Below are 21,482 nucleotides of genomic sequence, written 5' to 3' on the forward strand. Positions count from 1 at the left end.
AGGGAGGCTGCAACGCCGTTTTTTCGTCTGTCGATTGTCTCGCCGGTTATGGGCGCGCTTGAATACGATTCCGAGCCGCCGTTCCGCTCCGGCCATCCGCGCCGGTTTTCTCGTCCTGGCCGTTTGATTATCGATGGGAGATGGCGAATATCCCGGCGCTGCAGACGGGATGGCAGACTGGGTTTTTGGTAAGGATTTCTTAAGCATAGAATTGCGGGCACTATAGTTTCCGGCTATTCTGCTTAGTCATTGATAGCTGTCGGACTCATTGAAATATTATGTTTGGTGCGGAAAAAAGCAGTTTATTGCGTGCAAATCTGGAGCATTTGCTCCGTAGTAAAGGCGAAACACAGGTTTCTGTCAGTGAAAGCACCGGGCTTAATCGTACAACAATCTTTAAGATATTGGACGGCCGCGTTGCCAGCGTACAGAAACAGACGCTGCGTAAAATATCCGACTTTTTCGGCGTCACCATGTATGAGCTGCAGCATGTAGATATTGCGACAGCGGAAAAAATCGATGCCAGTATTTCCGTTCATGGCAATATGAATGCGGCGGCGCTGCCCATAATTCCCCTGACATCACTGATTGAGCAGATAAACGCCGGGCGTTCCGTCGGGGAGCTGACGCTGTCCTGGCCACTGACCTACTACTATGGCCATGGGCCGAACCTGATTGCCGTGGCAATGGATAAAAATCCGCCGGTGCGCTACCGGTGCGGGGATATGCTTATTATTCGCAAAGGCATCTATAAAAGCACCAGTCTAAAGCTGCTGTTTAAGAGTAATGCGGGATTCTTTACTGATGCACTGGCCTGCGTGGACGAGGTCGATACAGGGGTTATCGTATTAGGAGATATTCTTGAAGAACGTTATGGAAACTGAAGCAGAATATAAACTTATGGGGTTTGAACCCAATACTCATATGGCAAGAATCCTTATACGTTCTTCAGGGAAGGTATTGAACATTCATGCTAACGATCTGGAAAGAAGTGAAATATCGCAAAGTTTGTCTGCACATGAAATCAAGGCGTTATACCGCCATATTTATATGGATGGGCTAGCGCCCAAAACCGAGTATCAGTTGCAGGACCGGAATGACCGCTCCTGGAGCACCTATGCCGTTTTTGTCCTGGCGCTGGCGATATTTTATCAGTTCAGTAATCTGGCGGCGATTAAGCCTGTTTATATTAGCTATTTCGATATTGTGGTGACGCCGGGCACCTTTATTTACCCCTTCACCTTTCTGGTCATTGATCTGCTCAATGAGTTTTATGGCTTCCGCCTGGCCAAGAGGGCCATACTGTACTCGGTCGCAGCAAATGTGGTCATCACCCTGCTGTTATACCTATCGACAATACTTCCTGTCATTCCCGGCTGGGAGCTTAATGAGGCGTATAATAACTTTATGATGCAGCTCTATGTCGTGCTGTTCGCCTCGACCATGGCCTTTATAACCTCTGAGTTATCTAACTCATGGATACTCTGCAAGGTGAAGGCGATGACGCATTCTCGTCATCTGTACCTGCGGATCTTTTTGAGTACCTTTGCGGCGTCCATTATCGACAGCTTTGTTTTCTGCCTGCTGGCCTTTTATGGCAAGATGGAGACCAGCGTCATCGTGAAAATGGCGGTAATACAGATGATGATCAAGTCGGTTTACGCGGTGTTAAACGTATTCCCGGCCTATTATGCGCGTTTCCTCTACAGAAAATATATTCTCCATACTGAGTGAGCCGCTGCTTACACCTTGGTATGCCGGCTGTGTTTTAAAGCCGTAAGAACCGGAAATGTACTGGCCAGTATGTTTCCGGTTTTTTTGTGCGCCGCTGCATCCCCTCTGTCTTGATACAAACTAGACCTGTTTACGCATTACCGGAAACCGAAGGGGACGGGAATAGCTGGTGAACCCAATATTAAGAAAAGCGCGTGTGTAGCGTCAGCGTCCATGCGCAGTCTCGGCCGTAACCGCCAATGACACGCTGTGCTGTATGATAGAGGCATGAAAAATCCATAAGATAATTTGCATTATATGGTGGCTGGCGGGTTGTTCTATACCACTCTCCTGATTTCGACTCTTTCACATCATTTTGATAAATAACCATAATTTAAAAAGTTATTTATTAGTCACCATTTTTGTATTCATATGTTGACTTTTCAGGGTAAGAAAAACTACATTGTTATGCAAGATGACGGTATCAGGGGCTGTCGCTGGATAGCCCATAGCACGTAATACCAGGGGAACCACTGATAAAAGGGCGCAGGACATATTACAGCCCTGTTATTCCAATAAAGTAATTTTGAATCATCCATTGGCGTGAGCGTCTGCTCACGCGCTTTTCTTCTCCCGAACTGACAGCGGGTAACGCCTTGTGTAGGGCAGTTTGCTTCAGCGCTGCAGCTACGCCGTTCCGGTTTGCCGGGCCGCGTTTAAGCGACCCGGCAATAAGCGGTATCAGATCTCTTCTACCTTAATGTCGGTGATGCTGAAATCATTGCCGTCGCCGCTCGCTTTATGGCTGAATATTTCCAGCAGATTTTCGCCCTGTGCGGCGGTGAATTCCCCTGTGAGGGTTAACCACTCGCCTTTGTTTTTTAATGTTGTCAACGGCGTAATGTCACTGCCTGCAACACGCAGCGACAGTTCCGGGATCACTTTATAGTCGTTATCCCGGCGCGCCCGTATGCTGAAACGATAGCGCTTTCCTGGCTGCAGTTCGGTGTATTTTTTATACAGCAATACGCCGTTATGTGTTCTGCCTTTGACATTGGTGGTCGGGAAACGTATCAGGCTTTTTCCATCTTCGGTGTAAAACTCATGCTCAGGCGTTGCGGGGCCAAATTGCCAGTTATTTAACTGATCCCCTGTGAAGTCCGTTGATTCTGAGAACGGCGGGGGGACGGGGGTTGGCTCCGGGGCTGGCGGGGACGGCGGCGTTTCAACCGGTGCGGCGTGTTCATGGCACTTGCATCCGGATTTCTCCGCATTGCCTGCATTACCCGGTCCGCAGGCTTCAACCAAACCTTTCAGCACGTCCGCCAATGTATTTACCGCTTTTACAATTTCCGGCAGTTGCTCGCACAGGTTGCTGCCGTTGCCTGTTGGTTTATCGCCTTCTGACGGCGCTTTGCCTTCCAGCTTATCGGCTTCGTCTTTTTTATCCTCAATGCTCTCTTGCTGCGGGATTTTACTGGCGCAGATGGTATCTTTCAGCACCTGGGTAAAATCGGCGATGCCTTTGGTATAGATATAGTGCTCACCGCCGGTGCGCAACGCCAGCCGTTTGTATTCCTTGATATTGGCTTCTTCATCTTCCGGCGTCGGATACGGCGTGGTGGCGTGTGGGGTGCCCAGGTAGGTATGTACTTTGGCGCCGTTTCTCAGCGCGGTAGCGATGGCATCATTGCAGGCTTTGATACGCGCTGCATCCAGAATCATTTCTCCGCCTTCCAGGCTCTCATCGCCTAATACGAACACGTTCTTTTCTGCACCGGCGCGCCAGTCAAAATGGGTGCTGATATCTTCTACCGCGCGAGCCACATCTTCCTGCGCGCCGGCATTCGCTACGCTGTCCCGCTTGCGTCCTTTTAACGTATTGCCATCTGCTCCGGCGGTTGTCGTGAGGTAGTTATGCACCGTTTTATCAAACTTGGTGCCGGTGAATGTGCCTTCAATCCCCAAAAATTCGACCCGTAAATCAGAAGGGCAAGATTTACGGGCTTCCTCTACGGCCTTGTCCAGCGCCGCGCTCAGCGCCTTTGCCTCATCGGCCATTGAACCGCTGGTATCAATGACGATCACCAGATCGACTTTCTTACCGCTTTGCACCTGTGTATTCATCGACTGTTTCCTTTTATCCTGTTTATTTATCATTGCTTGTTATTTTGCGTTCAAAGCATAGGCGTAGTGTGAAAGCCTCGCACTGTTATGAATAAAAAATAGTGTCGCGTCGGCGGAGTATGTTGTTTTGACGTTGACTCCGCAGGTCACCGGCGGGGTGGGTGGGTGGCCGTACTATTCTTGCTGGTGGCCACCGCTATCGGCGGTCTTTTGCATGACGGCCGACCAATCGTTCTTTCTCTACGGCGCGATAAGGCGCTATTATTTTTATCCCGGTTATTTCTCGTCATAAGGATTGCTTGCCGCTATGCCCGTGAATGTTGATCTTAACGGTCTGTATGCGTTTCGCGCGCTGGTCGAATACGGCAGCTTTCGTAGCGCCGCCGAGTCTATCTGCCTGTCCCAGTCGGCCCTGAGCCGCAGAATAGAAAAGCTGGAAGCGGCATTGGGCGCCCGGCTGTTCGAGCGCACCACCCGTCGCGTCACTCTGACGCTGTACGGGCAGACGTTTGCCGAGCGTTCCGACCAGCTGCTGGCGAATTTTGAAGAAGTGATGGCTGACGTCAGTAAAGTCAGTCAGGAGCGGACGGGGCTGGTGACGGTGGCGACGGTGCCCTCGGCGGCGTATTACTTTATGCCTGACGTGATCCGCCTGTTTCAGGCGCGATACCCGCGCGTGCGCGTAAAGCTTATCGACAGCAGCGTCGGCAACGTTATCGAAGCGGTGATGAACGGCCAGGCCGACTTCGGCATCTGTTTCTCCGGCAACCCGCTGCCGAATACGGAGTTTTTACCGCTGGTGGAAGATGCCTATGTGGCCGCCTGCCGGCGCGACAGCCCGTTGGCCACAAGGGATAGCCTCACCTGGCGCGAGTTTTATCAGCAGGAGTATGTGGGATTGGATAAAGTTTCCGGCAACCGCAACCTGCTCGATCAGGCGTTGGGGGATATGATTCCCGCGCGCCCCAGCCTGTGCGAAACCCGGCATGTGACCACCCTGCTGGGAATGGTTGAGGCGGGTATCGGCATTGCCGCCGTGCCCGCCATGTCGATGCCTCCAGCAGAGCACTCCGTGCTGATGCAGCTGCCGCTGACCGAACCGGCGGTAACGCGCACGGTCGGGCTGCTCAAACGCAGCGGACGCATACAGTCCTATGTGGCTGCGGAACTGGAACAACTGATCACTGAACGGCATCTCGCAGCTGAACGGTCTGCACGGCCGGAACAGATTTAAGCCCGGTCGCGGCAATGGTCTGCTGCGCCGTTGGTGAAGAGAGGAAATCCAGCAGCGCTTTCCCTTCCTGACGATGATCCGCGTGCGCCGTCACCGCGCCGGCAAAGCGGGTGATGTACTGCACGCTGTCCGGCAGCTCGCCGATAAAGGTCACGCCGGGAACCGGCAGCAGCTCGCTGACCTGCTGAAAACCGAGCGCGTATTTACCGCCTGCCACTTCGCCCGCTACCGGGACGCGCTCCACCTTATGCGCCTTATCTTTCATCTGCGCTGCAATGCCCAGCGTGTCAAACAGCCGGCTGCTGACGTAGCGGCCGCTGGCGCTGTCGGAATAGGCCACGGAGCCGGCCTGCAGCAGGGTGGCACGCAGCGCGTCGCGGCTGCTGATATCGGGCTTCGGCTGCCCCTGTTTGACCACCACGCCAATCGGTGAATCGGCCAGCTCCACGCGTGAACCCGGCTGCAGCCAGCGCTCTTTTTCCAGGTTTTCCAGCGCATCGCCCACCATGATCACCACATCGGTTTTTTCGCCGCGCGCCAGGCGGTTAGGGATCGCCTGGGCGGATTTTCCCATCGACGGCCCGGATACCAGAATAATGTGGTTGCCGCTTTGGGTTTCATACTGCGGCGCCAGTTTTTCCAGCGCGGCCTTAAAACCGCCTGAAATCATCACCGTGACGTCTTTGGCCTGTGCGGCGCCGCTGGCGGAGGAAAGCACCAGCGCGGCGATCAGGGAAGGATAAATTTTATGCATGATGTCATTCCTGGCTGCGGGATTAATGTGAGGTTTGCAGGGTCAAGGTGCGACGGCGGTACAGATACAGCGTCGCCAACAGGGCGCACACGGCGGCAAAGCTCATCCAGTAGCCCGGCGAGGCTTTATCCCCGGTGAATTCGATCAGCGCGGTGGAGATCACCGGCGTAAAACCGCCGAATACCGCCGTCGCCAGGCTGTAAGCCAGAGAAAAACCGGCGACCCGTACTTCCGCCGGCATAATTTCCGTCAGGGCCGGGATCATGGCGCCGTTGTACAGGCCGTAAATAAAGGACAGCCACAGCAGTACGCTCAGCATCATCGAGAAGGTGGGGGTGGCGGCCAACAGCGCCAGCGCCGGATAGGCGGTGGCCAGCGCCAGCAGCGTCATTGCCACCAGAACCGGCTTACGGCCGAAGCGATCCGACAGGGCGCCGCCTACCGGCAGCCAGATGAAGTTTGAAATGGCGACCAGCAGCGTCACCAGCAGGCTGTCGGAGGCGCTCAGCATCAGCACTTTTTTGCCGAAGGTCGGCGCATAGACGGTAATCAGGTAAAAGGCGGTGGTGGTCATCGCCACCATCAGCATACCGGCGATAACCACCTGCCAGTTGGCGAGCAGCGTGCGGAAAACCTGCCGCATCGCCAGGTGGTTACGGCGGGCGCTGAATTCCTCGGTTTCTTCCAGCCTGCGGCGTAAAACAAAGATAAAGGGCACGATGGCGCAGCCCAGCAGGAACGGTATGCGCCAGCCCCATTCACGAATCGCGCTCTCTTCCAGCGCCGCATTCAGGGCAAAGCCGATCGCCGCCGCCACCATAATGGCAACCTGCTGGCTGCCGGACTGCCAACTGGTGTAAAACCCCTTGCGGCCCGGCGTGGCGATTTCCGCCAGATACACCGAAACGCCGCCCAGCTCCGCGCCGGCGGAGAAGCCCTGCAGCAGACGCCCGATCAGCACCAGCAGCGGCGCCCACAGCCCGATGCTCTGATAAGACGGGATCAGCACAATCAGAAAGGTGCCGGCGGCCATGATCGACAGCGTGACGATCAGCCCCTTACGGCGGCCGACTTTATCGATGTAGGCGCCCAGCACCACCGCGCCGATAGGGCGCATCAGAAAGCCTGCGCCGAAGACGGCGAAGGTCATCATCAGTGAGGCAAACTCACTGCTGGCCGGGAAAAAGGTGTGGGCGATGTAGGTGGCATAAAACCCGAACAGGAAGAAATCAAACTGCTCAAGAAAGTTGCCTGAGGTTACGCGCAGTATCGCGCCGGCGCGTCCCCGGGCGGTCATGGGTGAGGTCGATGAGTGCATGGTTGTCTCCAGTTTGTCAGTGGCGCTTTTGGCTGCGCCTGCTCTGGAGACTGCAGGAAGGGGGAAAAGTAAATAAGTGCAATTTACACATGGCCTGATGTGTTTTACACATCAATCGGCGCCGACCGCCAGAAATAGATTATGTTAACAATGGGTTAAAATTAGCTGGCGGGTATGTCCGTTAGTAAGCAGGGTAACTGTTAGGTTGCTATTTTGTGACGGGGTTCATAGGCGGGGTGAGAGGGGGGCGACATGGGTATTACAGCTATCGGACCTGATCCTGGTCGGCGTCCCCCCTGAAAGATAAATCCTGCTGGTCAATGAGTTACACTTGATGTTGGCGGGCGCTTCATGTTCTGAAGCCAGCTCTCTTACGTTTCGGTCAACGCTTCCTGTTCCGGCTCCAGCAACAGCGCCATAAACTCCCGGGCGATCTCGGTAAGCGGTTCGCTGCGCCGGGTCAGTACGCCATATTCCTGCGGTGCCAGCCGCAGATCGGTGTTCAGCACGCTCAGCAGTCCCCCGTGCAGATGAGCGGCGGCCATGGCTTCCGGCAGCATGCCGATCATCGGGCCGCCCTGTAGTACCTGAAGGAAGGTCTGCATCGAGATGGTTTCAACGGTATTGTGTGGCGTGGCAACGCCGGCCGTCGCGAAGGCCTCCTCCATCTGGCGACGGATCGGCGTCCCCTGAGGGTAGAGGATCCACGGCCATGCCAGGAGTTCTCCCAGGCTGTAGCGCCGATCCTGCCCGGCCAGCGGATGGCGGCGATTCACCACCAGGCAGAACGGTTCCGGCCCCATCGGGCGGAAGTCGAACAGCTGTTGCTGTTGAGGTTCGGTAAAACGACCGATGGCCAAGTCCAGGGTGCGGGCCTTTAGCATTTCCATCAGATGATCGCTGGTCTGCTCCACCACTTCAATCGCCAGCAGCGGCCAGCGCTTTTTGATACTGATGATGGCCTGGGGCAGCGCCACCGCCGTGGCGGCGAAGATCCCTCCCACCCGCAGGTGTCCGTGACCGCCGGCCCGCAGACTGTCGATGCGCGCCACAAATCCCCGCGCATCGTTGAGCGCAATCTGCGCGTAGCGCACCACCTCGCCGCCCAGCGCCGTGGGCGGCATACTGCGCGGCAGGCGCTCAAACAGCGGGAAACCGAACTGGTTCTCGATCTCCCTGAGCATTTTACTGAGCGCGGGCTGGCTCAGGCTCATCTGTTCGGCCGCCAGATGCATATTCCCGGTACGACCAAGAGTATCTATCAACAACAGATGGCGGAACTTTAGCCAGTGACAGAAGCTGGTAAACGAAATATCAGACATAGTGCGCCCTTGAATAACCGATAACCCCTGGTTATCGATGACTGAATGAATGCCATTGGAGTTTATCTCTCCCGCCGCATAACGTAACGGCAACAACAATGAGGAGAAACTCCCATGACCATCGCTCTGAATCCTGCAAACACCCTGCCCGAAGACGGAACCCGCGGCTGCCTGATCGGCCGCGCCTGGGTTCCCGGCCCCTGTCCCGGTCCTTCGCCGGTGGTTATTCGCGGCGACGACGTCTTCGATATTTCGCAACAGGCTGCCACCGTCGCCGGACTTCTGGAACTGGAAAACCCCGGGGATGTGATACGCCAGACAAAGGGACGCCATATCGGCTCACTTTGTGAGCTGCTGGCCAACGGCGGCGATGCGCCGGACCCTGCGCGCCCGTACCTGCTATCCCCCATCGACCTGCAGGTGATTAAGGCCGCCGGGGTCACCTTCGTCGACAGCATGCTGGAGCGGGTGATCGAGGAACAGGCCGCCGGTGACGGTGAGCTGGCCAGCGGCCTGCGGGCCCGCATCTACGATCTCACCGGCCCGGACCTGCGGGCGGTCAAACCCGGCTCCGAACGGGCCGTCGCCCTGAAGCAGTTGCTGATTGAACGCGGCCTGTGGTCCCAGTATCTGGAAGTCGGCATTGGCCCCGACGCCGAGATCTTTACCAAGGCGCCGGTGCTGGCCAGCGTCGGCACCGGCGCCGCCATCGGCATTCATCCCCATTCCGGCTGGAATAACCCGGAGCCGGAAGTGGTGCTGCTGGTTAACAGTCGCGGCCGGATTCAGGGGGCGACGCTGGGCAACGACGTCAACCTGCGTGACTTCGAAGGGCGCAGCGCGCTGCTGCTCAGCAAAGCCAAGGACAATAATGCCTCCTGCGCCATCGGCCCCTTTATTCGCCTGTTCGATGACAGCTTTACCCTGGATCACGTACGCAACTGCGAGGTGGAACTGACGGTTCAGGGCGAAGAGGGTTTCCAGCTTCACGGACTGAGCGCCATGAGCGCCATTAGCCGCGATCCTGAAGAGCTGGTCAGGCAGACCCTGAACGCCAGCCACCAGTATCCCGACGGCTTTGCGCTGTTCCTGGGCACGCTGTTCGCTCCCACCCAGGACCGGGATCGCCCCGGCGCCGGTTTTACCCACCGGCCCGGCGATATCGTCACTATCGGCACGCCGATGCTGGGCGCTTTGCGCAATCGGGTCACCACCAGCGACCAGGCACCGCCCTGGACCTTCGGTCTGCGCGCGCTGTTCGACAATCTGAGCCGGCGCCGCCTGCTGTAACGCCCGCCATCCTGAAATCACGCTGTAAGGCAATCCCACTGAAGGAGCATGCTATGCGTGTACAGAATCACTCTTCTACGCCCGATCCGCGCCAGCTGCGGCGGGCAATCTTCACCGGCGCCGTTGGTAGCGCGCTGGAGTATTACGATTTTGCCATTTACGGGCTGGCGTCGGCGCTGGTCTTCGGTCATATTTTCTTCCCCTCGCTGGGGGTTACCGGTGCGCTGTTGGCAAGCTTCGCCACCTATGGCGCCGGGTTCCTGGCCCGGCCTTTCGGCGGCCTGTTTTTCGGTTCGCTGGGCGATCGCAAAGGCCGCAAGCTGGTCTTGCTGATCACCATCGGGCTGATGGGGGTCGCCACCACGCTGATCGGCTTGCTGCCCGCCGGGCCGCTGGGCGCCGTGCTGCTGGTTGCCCTGCGGCTGCTTCAGGGCTTCGGCGCCGGCGCTGAACAGTCCGGCGCCGCCACCCTGATGGCGGAGCTGGCGCCTCCGAAACGCCGCGGCTGGTATGCGGCGTTGCCCTTTATCGGCGTTTTTTCCGGGCTGGCGCTGGCGACCATCACCTTTCGGGTTATGCAGTTGTTGCTGAGCGAACAGCAGATCCTGAGCTGGGGCTGGCGCATTCCTTTCCTGCTGAGCGTGGTGTTGATCGCCGTCGCTATCTGGGTGCGCTTAAGGCTGAAAGAAAGCCCGGTGTTTAAGACCCTGGAAACCCAGCAGCAGGTGATTAAGACGCCGATGCGGGCGGTCATGCGCGACGCGCGACGTCCGCTGGCCGCCACCATTCTGATGCGCATGGCGGAAACCGGCAGCTCCACTCTGTACGCCACGGTGTCCATCGCCTTTCTGACCGGCTACGCCGCCACCCAGGCCCAGCAGAGCGCCGCCTTCGCGCAGATCGGCACTAATGCCGTACTGCTGGCCAGCGTGGCGAGCGTCATCACCACGCCGCTGTTCGGCGCCCTGTCGGACCGCGTGGGGCGGTTGCGGGTTTACCGCGCCGGGGCGCTGTTCTGCATGCTCTGGGCCTTCCCGGCCTGGATGATGATCGCCAGCGGCAATCCCTGGCTTATCACTCTGGCGATCGTCGGCGGTTTTGCCATCGGCGCCAACAGCATGCTCGGCGCTCAGTGCGCCCACTTCACCGAGCTATTCGGCAACCGCTACCGTTATTCCGGCGTGGCGCTTTCCCGCGAGGTCGGCGCGCTGCTTTCCGGCGGACTGGCGCCGCTACTCGGGATCTGGCTCACAGGACTGGCCGACGGCGCCCCCTGGGTGCTGGCCGCATACACTATTGTTCTGGGGGGCATTACGCTCGCCGGTAGCTGGCTTTCCGTGGAAACCCGCGGCCGCGACCTGACACTGATTCAGGATGCCGTCGGCCGGTCACCCCGTCATCGCGCCCCGGGCGCCATACTAATAAGAGAGAAAAATCATGAAGGATAAACCGGTACCCAAACTGCGCAGCCAGCGCTGGTTCGACGATCCTGAACACGCCGATATGACGGCGCTGTACGTCGAACGCTATATGAACTACGGACTGACCCGCGAGGAGCTGCAATCCGGACGTCCGATTATCGGCATCGCCCAGACCGGCAGCGATCTGACCCCCTGCAACCGCCACCACCAGGCGCTGGCGGAACGGGTGAAGGCCGGCATTCGCGATGCCGGCGGCATTCCGATGGAATTTCCGGTTCACCCCATCGCCGAGCAGAGCCGCCGTCCCACCGCGGCGCTGGATCGTAACCTGGCCTATCTGGGGCTGGTGGAGATCCTGCACGGCTATCCTTTGGATGGCGTGGTGCTGACCACCGGCTGTGATAAAACCACGCCTGCCTGCCTGATGGCGGCCGCCACCACCGATCTGCCTGCCATCGTACTGTCCGGCGGGCCGATGCTCGACGGCCACTATAAAGGGGAGCTGATTGGTTCCGGCACGGTGATCTGGCATGCACGCAACCTGCTGGCCACCGGCGAAATCGACTACGAAGGCTTTATGGAGCTGACTACCGCTTCTTCGCCGTCCATCGGCCACTGCAACACGATGGGGACCGCGCTCTCAATGAACGCGCTGGCCGAAGCGCTCGGCATGTCGCTGCCGGGCTGCGCCAGCATTCCGGCCCCTTATCGCGAGCGCGGGCAGATGGCCTACCGCACCGGCAAACACATCTGCCAGATGGTGTGGGACGATCTGCGTCCGTCGAAGATTCTGACCAAAGCGGCGTTTGAAAACGCCATTACCGTTGCCTCGGCGCTGGGGGCATCCAGCAACTGTCCGCCGCACCTGATCGCCATCGCCCGCCATGCCGGTGTTGCGCTGACTCTGGATGACTGGCAGCGGGTGGGCGAAGCGGTGCCGCTGCTGGTGGACTGCATGCCTGCCGGACGCTATCTGGGGGAGGGCTTCCACCGCGCCGGCGGGGTTCCGGCGGTGCTGCATGAGTTGCAGAAAGCTGGTCGCCTCAACGAATCCTGCCTGACGGTCAGCGGCAAAGCCATTGGCGACATCGCCCGCGAGTCCGGCAACCACAATGCGGATGTGATTCACGACTGGGAAAATCCGCTCAAACACCGGGCGGGCTTCATTGTGCTGAGCGGCAACTTCTTCGACAGCGCGATTATGAAGATGTCGGTGGTGGGTGACGAATTCCGTAAAACGTGGCTCAGCGAACCCGGTGCGGAAAACTGCTTCGAGGCGCGGGCCATCGTGTTCGATGGCCCGGAGGATTACCACGCGCGGATTAACGATCCCGAACTGGCGATTGACGCCCGCTCGATTCTGGTGATCCGCGGCGCTGGTACCGTCGGCTACCCCGGCAGCGCTGAAGTGGTCAATATGGCGCCGCCGACGGCGCTGCTGAAACAGGGGGTAACCTCGCTGCCCTGTCTGGGGGACGGACGCCAGAGCGGCACCTCCGCCAGCCCGTCGATCCTCAATATGTCGCCGGAAGCCGCCGTCGGCGGCGGGCTGGCGCTGCTGCAAACCAACGATCGTCTGCGGGTGGATCTTAACCAGCGCCGGGTCGATCTGCTGATTGACGATAGCGAAATGGAACGTCGTCGGGCGGCCTTTACGCCCACGCATCCGCCTTCTCAGACGCCATGGCAGGAAATTTACCGCAGCATGGTCGGCCAGCTTTCCACCGGCGGCTGCCTGGAGCCGGCGACCCTCTATTTGCGGGTGGTTAATGACGACAACTTACCCCGACATTCACACTAACGAGATGAGCATCAGGTCATGAAGATTACCGGTTACAACTTTATCGGCAGCGAACGCAGCGCCCAGGGAGATACCGTACTGGAAAGCCTGGACGCCGTCAGCGGCGAAGCGCTGCCGTGGCGCTTTTATCAGGCCACCGAACAGGAGGCTGCCGCCGCCTGCGAGACGGCTCGTGGCGCCTTTAGCGTCTATAGCCGCCTGGCGCCGGAACATCGGGCCCGGTTTCTGGAAGCCATTGCCGATGAGCTGGATACGCTGGACGACGAGTTTCTGGTCCTTGCCAGCCGGGAAACGGCGTTGCCCGTGGCCCGCTTGCGCGGTGAACGCGGGCGCACCAGCGGCCAGATGCGGCTGTTTGCCAGCGTACTGCGGCGCGGCGACTGTCTGGGAGCCCGTATCGATACGGCATTGCCGGATCGGCAGCCGTTGCCGCGCCCCGATCTGCGCCAGGCGCGGCTCGGCGTGGGGCCGGTGGCCGTGTTTGGCGCCAGTAACTTCCCACTGGCGTTCTCTACCGCCGGCGGCGATACCGCAGCCGCGCTGGCGGCGGGCTGCCCGGTGGTGTTTAAGGCCCACACCGGCCATATGGCAACGGCGGAATGCGTTGCCGACGCCATCGTCCGCGCCGCGCGTCAGACCGGCATGCCCGCAGGCGTGTTCAGCATGATTTACGGCACCACCATCGGCGAAGTGTTGGTCAGACATCCGGCGATTCAGGCGGTGGGGTTTACCGGCTCGTTGCGCGGCGGACGGGCCATTTTCGATATGGCGGCCAGCCGTCCGCAGCCGATTCCGGTATTTGCCGAAATGAGCAGCATCAACCCCATCATTCTGCTGCCGGAAGCCCTGCGCCGCCGTGGGCCGCAGATCGCCTGCGAGCTGGCGGATTCCGTGGTGCTGGGCTGCGGCCAGTTCTGCACGAACCCGGGGCTGATTATCGGCGCGGCAGGGGCGGAATATAGCGAGTTTCTGCTGGCGCTGCGTGATGAAATGGCCAGCCGCCCGGCGCAGGTAATGTTGAATGCCGGGATCCTGCAGCACTATCGTCAGGGGCTTACCCGGCTGAGCCGGCATCCGCAGGTTGAAACGCTGACCGGCGAAGCGCGTGACGATAATCAGGCTGCTCCCTGGCTGTTTAAGGCCGATGCCGCCTTGCTGGCCAGCGGTGATGAGCTGTTGCAGGAAGAGGTGTTCGGCCCGGCTACCGTGGCGGTGGAGGCCGGCAGCGTGCGGGAATTACTGCAGGCGCTACAGGGAATGCACGGCCAGCTCACCGCGACGCTCATCGCCGAGCCGGACGATCTGCGCGACTGCCGCGAGCTGGTGAATCTGCTGGAAGAGAAAGCGGGGCGTCTGCTGCTGAACGGTTATCCCACCGGCGTGGAGGTGTGCGACGCCATGGTGCACGGCGGCCCCTGGCCTGCCACGTCGGACGCCCGCGGCACCTCGGTGGGCACCCTGGCTATCGATCGCTTCCTGCGCCCGGTCTGTTATCAGGATTATCCCCAGGCGCTGCTGCCGGATGCCCTGAAGGATGAAAACCCGCTGGGGATTAACCGACTGGTGAATGGCGTAATCACCCGCGAACCGCTGCGTTAAACGGCGGGGCCGTTGCTTTAAAATGACGCCCGACGGCGCCACAGCACCCCCAGCCCTACCAGCAACCACAGCGCCCCGGCCGCCAGCGCCGGGGTGTGAATATGGAACAGCACCGGCGTCAGCACCGCGATCCCCAGCAACGGCACCAGCCCGCAGGCCAGCAGCGCGCGCAGGCTGCGCTGGCGGCGCTTCACCAGAAACAGGCCGATTACCGAACAGTGCAGCAGAATAAAGCCGCAGATCGCCCCCACATCCACAAACGAGACCAGCTGCGACAGCCCGTTGTCGACGCTGGCGGCGACTACCGCCAGCACGGTGTTGACCGCGGCGGCGGCCAGCAGCGCGGTCACCGGCAGCCCGCTGCGTTTGCCGACCTGGCTGAGGGAACCCGGCAGCGCGCCGCTACGCCCCATACTGAACAGCAGCCGTCCCGCAGCCGCCTGGCCCACCATGGCGGAGAAAGCCGCCCCCAGCGCTTTCACAAAGGCCAGCGCATCGCCCAGCCACGGAGAGATAGTGTCGCCGACAATCACATAATAGGCTTTACCCTGAAGCTCAGGCTGTTGCGCAAGCGTCTGACTGTCCCAGGGACTGAGCAGCGCCCCGAGCCAGGTCTGAGCGACAAACAGCGCTCCCGCCAGAATCAGGCACCACAGGGTCGCCCGACCGGGCTGATTGCGGGAGCCTTGGTTTTCTTCAGCAAACGTGGAGATGGCGTCAAAGCCCAGGTAAGAGAGCACGGCCACGGAGACGCCGGTCAGTACGGCACCGCTGCTGATGCCTTCCGCTCCCAGAAAGGGGGCCAGCAGCGGCCGGTTAAATCCCTGCTGCCACAGCACCCATAGCCCGCCGGCCAGAATCAGCGCCAGTACGATCAGCTCGGCGATCAACACCGTCATGGTGACCCGTCGGGTTTTATGCAGCCCGGTCAGATTCAGGGTTGTGGTTGCCGCGACTGCCAGCAGCGTCCAGGCCCAGACCGGCACCGCAGGCACCAGCGCGTTTAACGAAATACCGCTAAACAGATAGGCCACCGCCGGAATAAACAGATAATCCAACAGAATGATCCAGCCGGCGATAAAACCCACTCGGGGAGTAATTCCTTCCCGGGTATAGGCATACACCGCCCCGGCGTTGGGCACCGCCCGCGACATCAGCGCATAGGACCAGGCGGTAAAGCCCATAACCACGGTGGCAATCACATAAACCAGTGGCACCACTCCGCCGCTGGTGGCGTCCAGCGTGCCAAACAATCCTACCGGCGCCGCCGGGCCAATAAACAGCAACCCCATAATCACTAAGTCGCGCATCCGCAACGAACGAACCAGTGCCATCACCATCACCTTTGATTGTTATTATCTGAACCGACGTCGTGCGCGAGCGGCAATCAGAGCGACTTTTGCGAGGCCAGCGGTTTTTGCACCCGGCTGAAGGCCAGTTTGAGCACCCAATACAGCAGGCTGGCGGCTACCAGGGAGTTGATCGTCGGCACGCCCCATTCGGTCGCCAGGCCGACGGCGCCGCCGATGATGCTGGCGACGATCGCCGCCCAACCAATAGTCGGTGTTTCTTGCGGCAGCTGGCCTGTGCGGCGGCTTTCGTCCAGGATTTTGCGGTGGCTGCGCAGCAGATAGTAATCTACCAGCATGATGCCGATAATCGGCGGGAAGACGACGCCGAGCACCGTCAGGAAGTCGACGAAACGGTCGAGAATGCCCAGTACTGACAGCGTGGTGCCCAGAATGCCGATCGCCAGCGTGGTGTAGGTGTACTTGAGCTTTTTGCCGGTGATGCCTTCCACTGCGTTAACGATGCCTAATGAAGAGGAGTACAGGTTAAGATCGTTGACGCGCAGGGTAGAAAACACCACCACCAGCAGGCCGGCGCCGCCGGCCGCCTGTGACATGATGGTCACCACGTCTGCGGTGCCCAGCGTTTTGGCGATCAGGATCGCCAGGCCGTTAACCACGAATTCACCGGCGACGATAGTAAAGATCGTAACGCCGAGCACGTGCTTGCCGTTTTTGGAGTAACGGGTCAGATCGGGCGTCATCAGGCTAGCCACGATGGCGCCGCCAACGACGATGGTGATGCCGGCGCTGATGGTCAGCGGTTTGCCCGGCGGTGCGAGTTGGATAATTTCCTGCAGGTTGTGGCCGGAAATCGCGGTCAGCGAAATATAGGCCACCAGCATGATGAACATTGGCACCGCGATGCGGGCGGCGATGCGCAGCGCTTTGAAGCCGAACGCGACCAGAATGGTCAGCAATGAGCCTGAAAGCCCGGCGGCCAGGCCAAAACCCAGTTTATTGCCCAGCGCGAAGTCGAGCGACTTGGCGAAAATGGCGTTTTGAATGCCGAACCAGCCCAGCAGACTGACGGCCACCACCATGCCGATCAGCACCGACCCCAGACGACCGAAGCCGCACCAGCGCGCCAGCAAACTGCCGGAAATCCCCTCGCGCATGCCCGCCAGACCCAGGCCATAGGTCACCACGCCGAAGATCAGGCTGCCGACGAAAATAGCACTGAAGGCGTCGATCAGCGTCATGGCGTTGCCGAGCACGGCACCGAGCATAAATTGATCCAACGCGGTCAGCATGCCCATATGTACGATGGCGACGCTTAAAAACGACACTCTTTTATCCTGCGGCACCCGGGTGAGCGGATAATCTTCGATCTTTATCACGGTGAGAGCTTCCTTGTGGTTCAGATAAACTGAATGCCCTTGGTTATCAGGCGGTCGGGAATGTAATTATCCAGATTAGCGTATTTGCAATACTCTTCGAATTGCTGCTGAGTATGCACGTTGGCTTTCTGGTAAATGTTGTAAATACGGTTTTCGATGGTTTTATTGCTGACGTTATAGATTTTGGCGATCTCTTTCACCGTAAACCTTTGCAGCATAAGGAAAATGACATCGAACTCGGCGCGGGTGAACTGCTCATTATTGACCTCGGTGGTCAAGATGCTGGGCTTTTGCTGATTGATGTATTTCAGCGGCGACAGGCTGTTCATCGGTTTGGCGTTCCAGATTACGCCAATGACCTGTTTGTCGTCGTTATAGACCGGCAGCTTTTCGCTGATAAACGGCGTCAGGCTGTCTTTACCGTACCAGTAGTGCGTTTCGATGACCGTAACCCGATCGCGCGCCGCTTCGGTCATTTTGTCGTGCTCGATGAAGTCGGCGGCAGAGTCGGCCCAGTCGGCGGGGAATTCGTGGTCATATTTGCCGGCGACGTCGAAGTTCAGCGGCGTATTGGTATAGAGATAAGCGGCACGGTTCATATAAAGGTGGCGGGACAGCTGATCTTTGATGCCCCAGGGTTCGCTCAGGTGCTCCATCATGGTAATGAGGGACTTAAAATAAGATTCATTACTTTTATGCGAGGAATCCATATTCACCTTTGAGCTGCGCCGACCGTGTTACAGATTTTTCGCCAGATAATGACGGGTATGGCGATGCGCGTAATCGCCCAGCTCACCGTAGACCTGGTAGCCCAGTTTTTCGTAGAAGCCTCTGGCCTGGAAATCGAAGGTGTCGACATAAGCCATATGGCAGCCGCGCTTACGGGCTTCTTCTTCGGCCAACTGCATCAGTTGGCGGCCGTAGCCGCTATTGCGGCACCGATCGCCGACCCACAAATATTGCACTTCCAGGCCGCCCCACCAGGTGCGTGCCACCAGGCCGCCGACGATTTGCTGATTGTCGTCGGTGACGGTCAGAAACAGCGGGTGAATATCTACGGGCTGTGTTTTATGGTTGTGCGCCCACAGGCTGTCTATAACGAATGCTTCATCCTGCGGGTTAGGTTTGTCGGTGATGTTGATATTCATTTAAATATAACTGCCTGATTAAATTATTTAAAGTTTGATTTATTGTCTTAGCGATAACTTGTTTTAATATCACTTTCGTTAATATGTTTCAAGGGTGATTTTCACCCTTTTCCATCAGGTGAGGGGACACTTATAGTGAAATCGACAGGGTGAGGAAAATGGTGAAACAGGCGCTGCCTGAACGCTGAAATGCCCTGCTTACGCCATCTTTTCCTAACTTGCGCCTCACCAGGGTTCCATTAGGAAAACTGCAGACAGTTATGGCTCCACCGAGTAGAGCAAGCCGACTTGCCGCCGGGAGAGCCACTTTATTTTTGACGTATCCATCCACAATCCGCCCGACCGTCGGGCAACTGTTATCTGTCAGCGTGGGTTTAACCCTATATATCCAGTCGCGTTTTCTCTCTTAGAAAGCGCTTAAGGGTATGGAGCGAGATTGGGAGGGCGTGGTGCGTATCTCAGGCGAACAGATAAACCTGGTGTCTGGTTTGTCGCGGACGGTGCCATCCGCGACGAGGGGCAGAAAGCGTCAGGAATGTTTCCTGTGGAAGTTAAGTATCTCGGTGGCGATAAACTCGGGTTTTTCTTCGGCTATCCAGTGCCCGCATTCCGGTATCACTCCGCCTTCAACATGATGGGCGACCTGTTGCATGCTGCGAAAACTGATGTCGCCCATACAGTGCGACCCGCCCCAGGCCATAACCGGAATATCGAGCTTGCGGGCCGCCAGTTCCCGGCTCTGACGGGCTGATTCGGGAAACGCCTTATAAAACTCGAAGCCGGCCCTCAGGCCGCCCGCGGCTGAATAGCACCTGACAAACTCATCAAGGTCTGATTCGGTGATAGCGCGGGGGTTATAAGCATAGGTGGTGAAAAAGTAGTTCAGGTATTCACGTTCGCGCCCGGTTACCAGCAGCTGCGCCAAATCCGGAGCCTGATGGAAGCCAAAATGCCAGTACTCTTTTTCAGCATCATCCTCGCTTTCAATCCCCAGGATTTTGCTTTCCAGGAACACCAGGCTTTTTACCTGATGTCTATAGTTCGCCGCATAGGCATAGGCCACGCGCGCGCCATTATCATGTGCGACAACCCGGATGCGCTCAAAACCAAGATGGGTGACTAACGCATGCAGATCCCCGGCAACCGTGTTGCTGTCGTAGCCCGTTGCCGGTTTGTCTGAATCCCCCGAACCGCGCATATCGACGGCGATCACTTCATGTCCTGCGGCGATCAGCCGGGGGATAACCCGGCGCCACTCATACCAGGTCTGCGGCCAGCCGTGAACTAGCAGCACCGGCTCTCCTGTCCCGCCCCGTACGTAGTGCAGCCTTATGCCATTAACCCGGGCTATTTCGTGTTTTAACTCATCAGTCATGGTGTTTCTCCGTATGAATTCCATTTCATTATGTAGTGATCACTATGTAATTATCAATGACTGATGTTCGCCCGTTGCCGTTGCTGGGATGGATTAGCACATTATGTAATAATCAATACATATTACTAAGTCATGCCGTTACCGGAGGAGCAATATGGCTCGTGGCAGACCGCGTACATTTGACAGGGAAGCGGCCGTTGAGCAGGCGATGCTGATTTTCTGGACGAAAGGATTTACCAATACTTCACTGAGCGATCTGACAGCGGCGCTGAAGATTAATCCGCCCAGCTTTTATGCCGCGTTCGGTTCCAAAGAGGCGCTGTATCGCGATGTGCTTGAGCGCTATCACGCCGACGTTGGCGAGAAATTGTGGGGAGGGCTGTTGTGTAACGGAAGTGCCCAGCATGCGGTTGAAACATTATTGCGGAATACGGCGCGCTATCTGACCAGAAAAACCGCCCCGCAGGGTTGCCTGCTCTCGCTGTCGGGCATGGAGGGCGGCCTGCCGGACAGCTTGAGCCATGAGCTAAGGCACCGTCGTCATGAGATGTTTGTTCGGCTGAAAAACTGCCTGCGGCTTGCCCAGGAAAAACATGAGATTGCAGAGTCTGCGGATTGCGAGGCCGTTGCCAGATTTTATTTTACGGTTCAGCAGGGAATGGTGACCCGGGCCCGTGACGGGGAAACGAAGGCCCAACTGGATACTACGGCTGAATCGGCGATGATGCTCTGGCCGGCGTTGACCGGTTTCCAGACGTAGTTCCCTCCGGATTGGTCAACCGCGTCTCCGGTTGTAGGCCGTCGGCCGGTAACTTCCATCACCTTTTTCGCATAGATCTCGTGCAGCGCGCTGACGTTGTTCACATAGTGGGTAAAGCGTGCTTATTTCTGTTTGTTTTTAACGTTTTCATCTTTTGCATACCAAGATTTAAAATACTTTAGAAAACTATATGCAACGGCATAAAATCCGGTGACGATACCGATTTTTCCGTCTTTCCATGCTCCGCTCAGCACGTACCATTTAAAAAATGCTCCGATTGCGCTAACTGCGCCCCGGAAAATTGATGGTTTAATATATTTATATTTTACCACACGGGTCGTATAGCCATTAAGTTTGTTGAATATTTCATGGAGCGAGTAAAAGGTATCGTGATTAACACTCCCTGGCATGATCGATGTACGGGTATAACCTTCAGCGGCATCGTCTACCGGGGCATCATTGAAGCTAACCAACGTTCTGTTGAAAAGGCGAACGGGGTAATCCGGTGAGGAAACAGGATAAATCGTTCTGACTGAATGCCCCAGTACAAACCAATTTCTCTTGATTCTATAGGCATTTTGTGGGGTTGGACTTTCTTGTGCTTTAAATTTAGCAATGAAATCCATGGTGTCGGAGTCAATAATTTCATCACTGTCCAGGCACAGTACCCAGTCATTATGAGATTGGGAAATGGCAAAGTTCATTTGTCGCCCATGGGTTTCGAAGCGATGATAAATAGGTTTTATTCCAAGGCTTTGACAAATGGGGAGTGTCTTATCAGTACTCCCCGAGTCGACGACAATCAACTCATCTGCAATGCCTATGAGTGGAGAAAGCACCTCACGTAATAGGCGAGAGGAATTAAAGGTTAAGATACAGACAGATATTTTTTCCATTAACTAACACTCTGAAAATCCGTTGAGCAGATGAG

General features: G+C 57.6%; 18 protein-coding genes. 8 read left to right on the top strand and 10 right to left on the bottom strand.

The window, feature by feature from the left end; all coding sequences use genetic code 11:
• The first annotated feature begins 278 nt into the window (after positions 1–278).
• Both FO014_RS13495 and FO014_RS13500 read left to right on the top strand, forming a co-directional pair.
• Positions 279–884 (top strand): helix-turn-helix domain-containing protein, encoded by a 606-nt coding sequence (locus tag FO014_RS13495; protein WP_160029886.1) that lies wholly within the window; start codon positions 279–281, stop codon positions 882–884.
• Positions 874–1,734 (top strand): queuosine precursor transporter, encoded by an 861-nt coding sequence (locus FO014_RS13500; RefSeq protein WP_160029887.1) that lies wholly within the window; start codon positions 874–876, stop codon positions 1,732–1,734. The genes FO014_RS13495 and FO014_RS13500 overlap by 11 nt, the downstream gene beginning before the upstream one ends.
• A gap of 720 nt (positions 1,735–2,454) precedes the next feature.
• Here FO014_RS13500 and FO014_RS13505 read toward each other — a convergent pair.
• Complete coding sequence (locus FO014_RS13505) at positions 2,455–3,840, bottom strand: carbohydrate binding domain-containing protein (RefSeq protein WP_160029888.1); 1,386 nt, start codon at positions 3,838–3,840, stop codon at positions 2,455–2,457.
• Positions 3,841–4,147: 307 nt separating this feature from the next.
• Between FO014_RS13505 and psrA the strand changes: the two genes are divergently transcribed.
• A complete protein-coding gene (gene psrA / locus FO014_RS13510; RefSeq protein WP_160029889.1) occupies positions 4,148–5,074 on the top strand; it encodes an L-proline-binding transcription factor PsrA in 927 nt (308 codons plus the stop codon).
• Here the strand turns inward: psrA and FO014_RS13515 are convergent.
• From FO014_RS13515 to FO014_RS13525, 3 genes are all read right to left on the bottom strand, one after another.
• Positions 5,022–5,828, bottom strand: coding sequence for a substrate-binding domain-containing protein (locus tag FO014_RS13515; RefSeq protein WP_160029890.1), 807 nt, complete (start codon positions 5,826–5,828; stop codon positions 5,022–5,024). The two genes, psrA and FO014_RS13515, sit on opposite strands and share 53 nt — an antisense overlap.
• Before the next feature lie 22 nt (positions 5,829–5,850).
• A complete protein-coding gene (gene tcuC, locus FO014_RS13520; protein WP_160029891.1) occupies positions 5,851–7,146 on the bottom strand; it encodes an MFS transporter in 1,296 nt (431 codons plus the stop codon).
• A gap of 371 nt (positions 7,147–7,517) precedes the next feature.
• Entirely contained in the window at positions 7,518–8,468 is a 951-nt protein-coding gene (locus FO014_RS13525; protein WP_160029892.1) for a LysR family transcriptional regulator, read from the bottom strand.
• A 114-nt stretch (positions 8,469–8,582) separates the two neighbouring features.
• Between FO014_RS13525 and FO014_RS13530 the strand changes: the two genes are divergently transcribed.
• Genes FO014_RS13530 through FO014_RS13545 form a run of 4 tightly spaced genes read left to right on the top strand, consistent with a single transcriptional unit; the run spans position 8,583 to position 14,579 of the window.
• Positions 8,583–9,758 carry a fumarylacetoacetate hydrolase family protein gene (locus FO014_RS13530; RefSeq protein ID WP_160029893.1) on the top strand — a complete coding sequence of 392 codons (1,176 nt, stop codon included), beginning with the start codon at positions 8,583–8,585 and terminating at the stop codon, positions 9,756–9,758.
• 53 nt (positions 9,759–9,811) lie between these two features.
• Positions 9,812–11,206: an MFS transporter gene (locus FO014_RS13535; RefSeq protein ID WP_160029894.1), complete on the top strand. Its 1,395-nt coding sequence runs from the start codon at positions 9,812–9,814 to the stop codon at positions 11,204–11,206.
• Complete coding sequence (locus FO014_RS13540) at positions 11,196–12,980, top strand: IlvD/Edd family dehydratase (RefSeq protein ID WP_105232524.1); 1,785 nt, start codon at positions 11,196–11,198, stop codon at positions 12,978–12,980. Before FO014_RS13535 ends, FO014_RS13540 begins: the two co-directional genes overlap by 11 nt.
• Positions 12,981–12,998: 18 nt before the next feature.
• Entirely contained in the window at positions 12,999–14,579 is a 1,581-nt protein-coding gene (locus FO014_RS13545; RefSeq protein ID WP_160029895.1) for an aldehyde dehydrogenase (NADP(+)), read from the top strand.
• Between the two features lie 17 nt (positions 14,580–14,596).
• On the opposite strand, the gene FO014_RS13550 is transcribed toward FO014_RS13545, so the two are convergent.
• The 5 genes from FO014_RS13550 to FO014_RS13570 all read right to left on the bottom strand — a co-directional run bounded on the left by FO014_RS13550 (position 14,597) and on the right by FO014_RS13570 (position 19,791).
• Entirely contained in the window at positions 14,597–15,913 is a 1,317-nt protein-coding gene (locus FO014_RS13550; RefSeq protein ID WP_201282864.1) for an APC family permease, read from the bottom strand.
• 53 nt (positions 15,914–15,966) lie between these two features.
• Positions 15,967–17,268: a cytosine permease gene (locus tag FO014_RS13555; protein ID WP_160029897.1), complete on the bottom strand. Its 1,302-nt coding sequence runs from the start codon at positions 17,266–17,268 to the stop codon at positions 15,967–15,969.
• A 20-nt stretch (positions 17,269–17,288) separates the two neighbouring features.
• A complete protein-coding gene (locus FO014_RS13560) occupies positions 17,289–17,978 on the bottom strand; it encodes a helix-turn-helix transcriptional regulator (RefSeq protein ID WP_160029898.1) in 690 nt (229 codons plus the stop codon).
• Between the two features lie 27 nt (positions 17,979–18,005).
• Entirely contained in the window at positions 18,006–18,416 is a 411-nt protein-coding gene (locus FO014_RS13565) for a GNAT family N-acetyltransferase (RefSeq protein WP_160029899.1), read from the bottom strand.
• A 529-nt stretch (positions 18,417–18,945) separates the two neighbouring features.
• A complete protein-coding gene (locus FO014_RS13570; protein ID WP_160029900.1) occupies positions 18,946–19,791 on the bottom strand; it encodes an alpha/beta fold hydrolase in 846 nt (281 codons plus the stop codon).
• Positions 19,792–19,945: 154 nt separating this feature from the next.
• Between FO014_RS13570 and FO014_RS13575 the strand changes: the two genes are divergently transcribed.
• The gene (locus tag FO014_RS13575) at positions 19,946–20,551 is read left to right on the top strand and encodes a TetR/AcrR family transcriptional regulator (protein ID WP_160029901.1); all 606 of its coding nucleotides are present in this window, start codon (positions 19,946–19,948) and stop codon (positions 20,549–20,551) included.
• Between the two features lie 122 nt (positions 20,552–20,673).
• On the opposite strand, the gene FO014_RS13580 is transcribed toward FO014_RS13575, so the two are convergent.
• Positions 20,674–21,447, bottom strand: coding sequence for a glycosyltransferase family 2 protein (locus tag FO014_RS13580; protein ID WP_160029902.1), 774 nt, complete (start codon positions 21,445–21,447; stop codon positions 20,674–20,676).
• Positions 21,448–21,482: the final 35 nt, after the last annotated feature.

Source organism: Serratia rhizosphaerae, from assembly GCF_009817885.1.
Taxonomy (GTDB): domain Bacteria; phylum Pseudomonadota; class Gammaproteobacteria; order Enterobacterales; family Enterobacteriaceae; genus Serratia_B; species Serratia_B rhizosphaerae.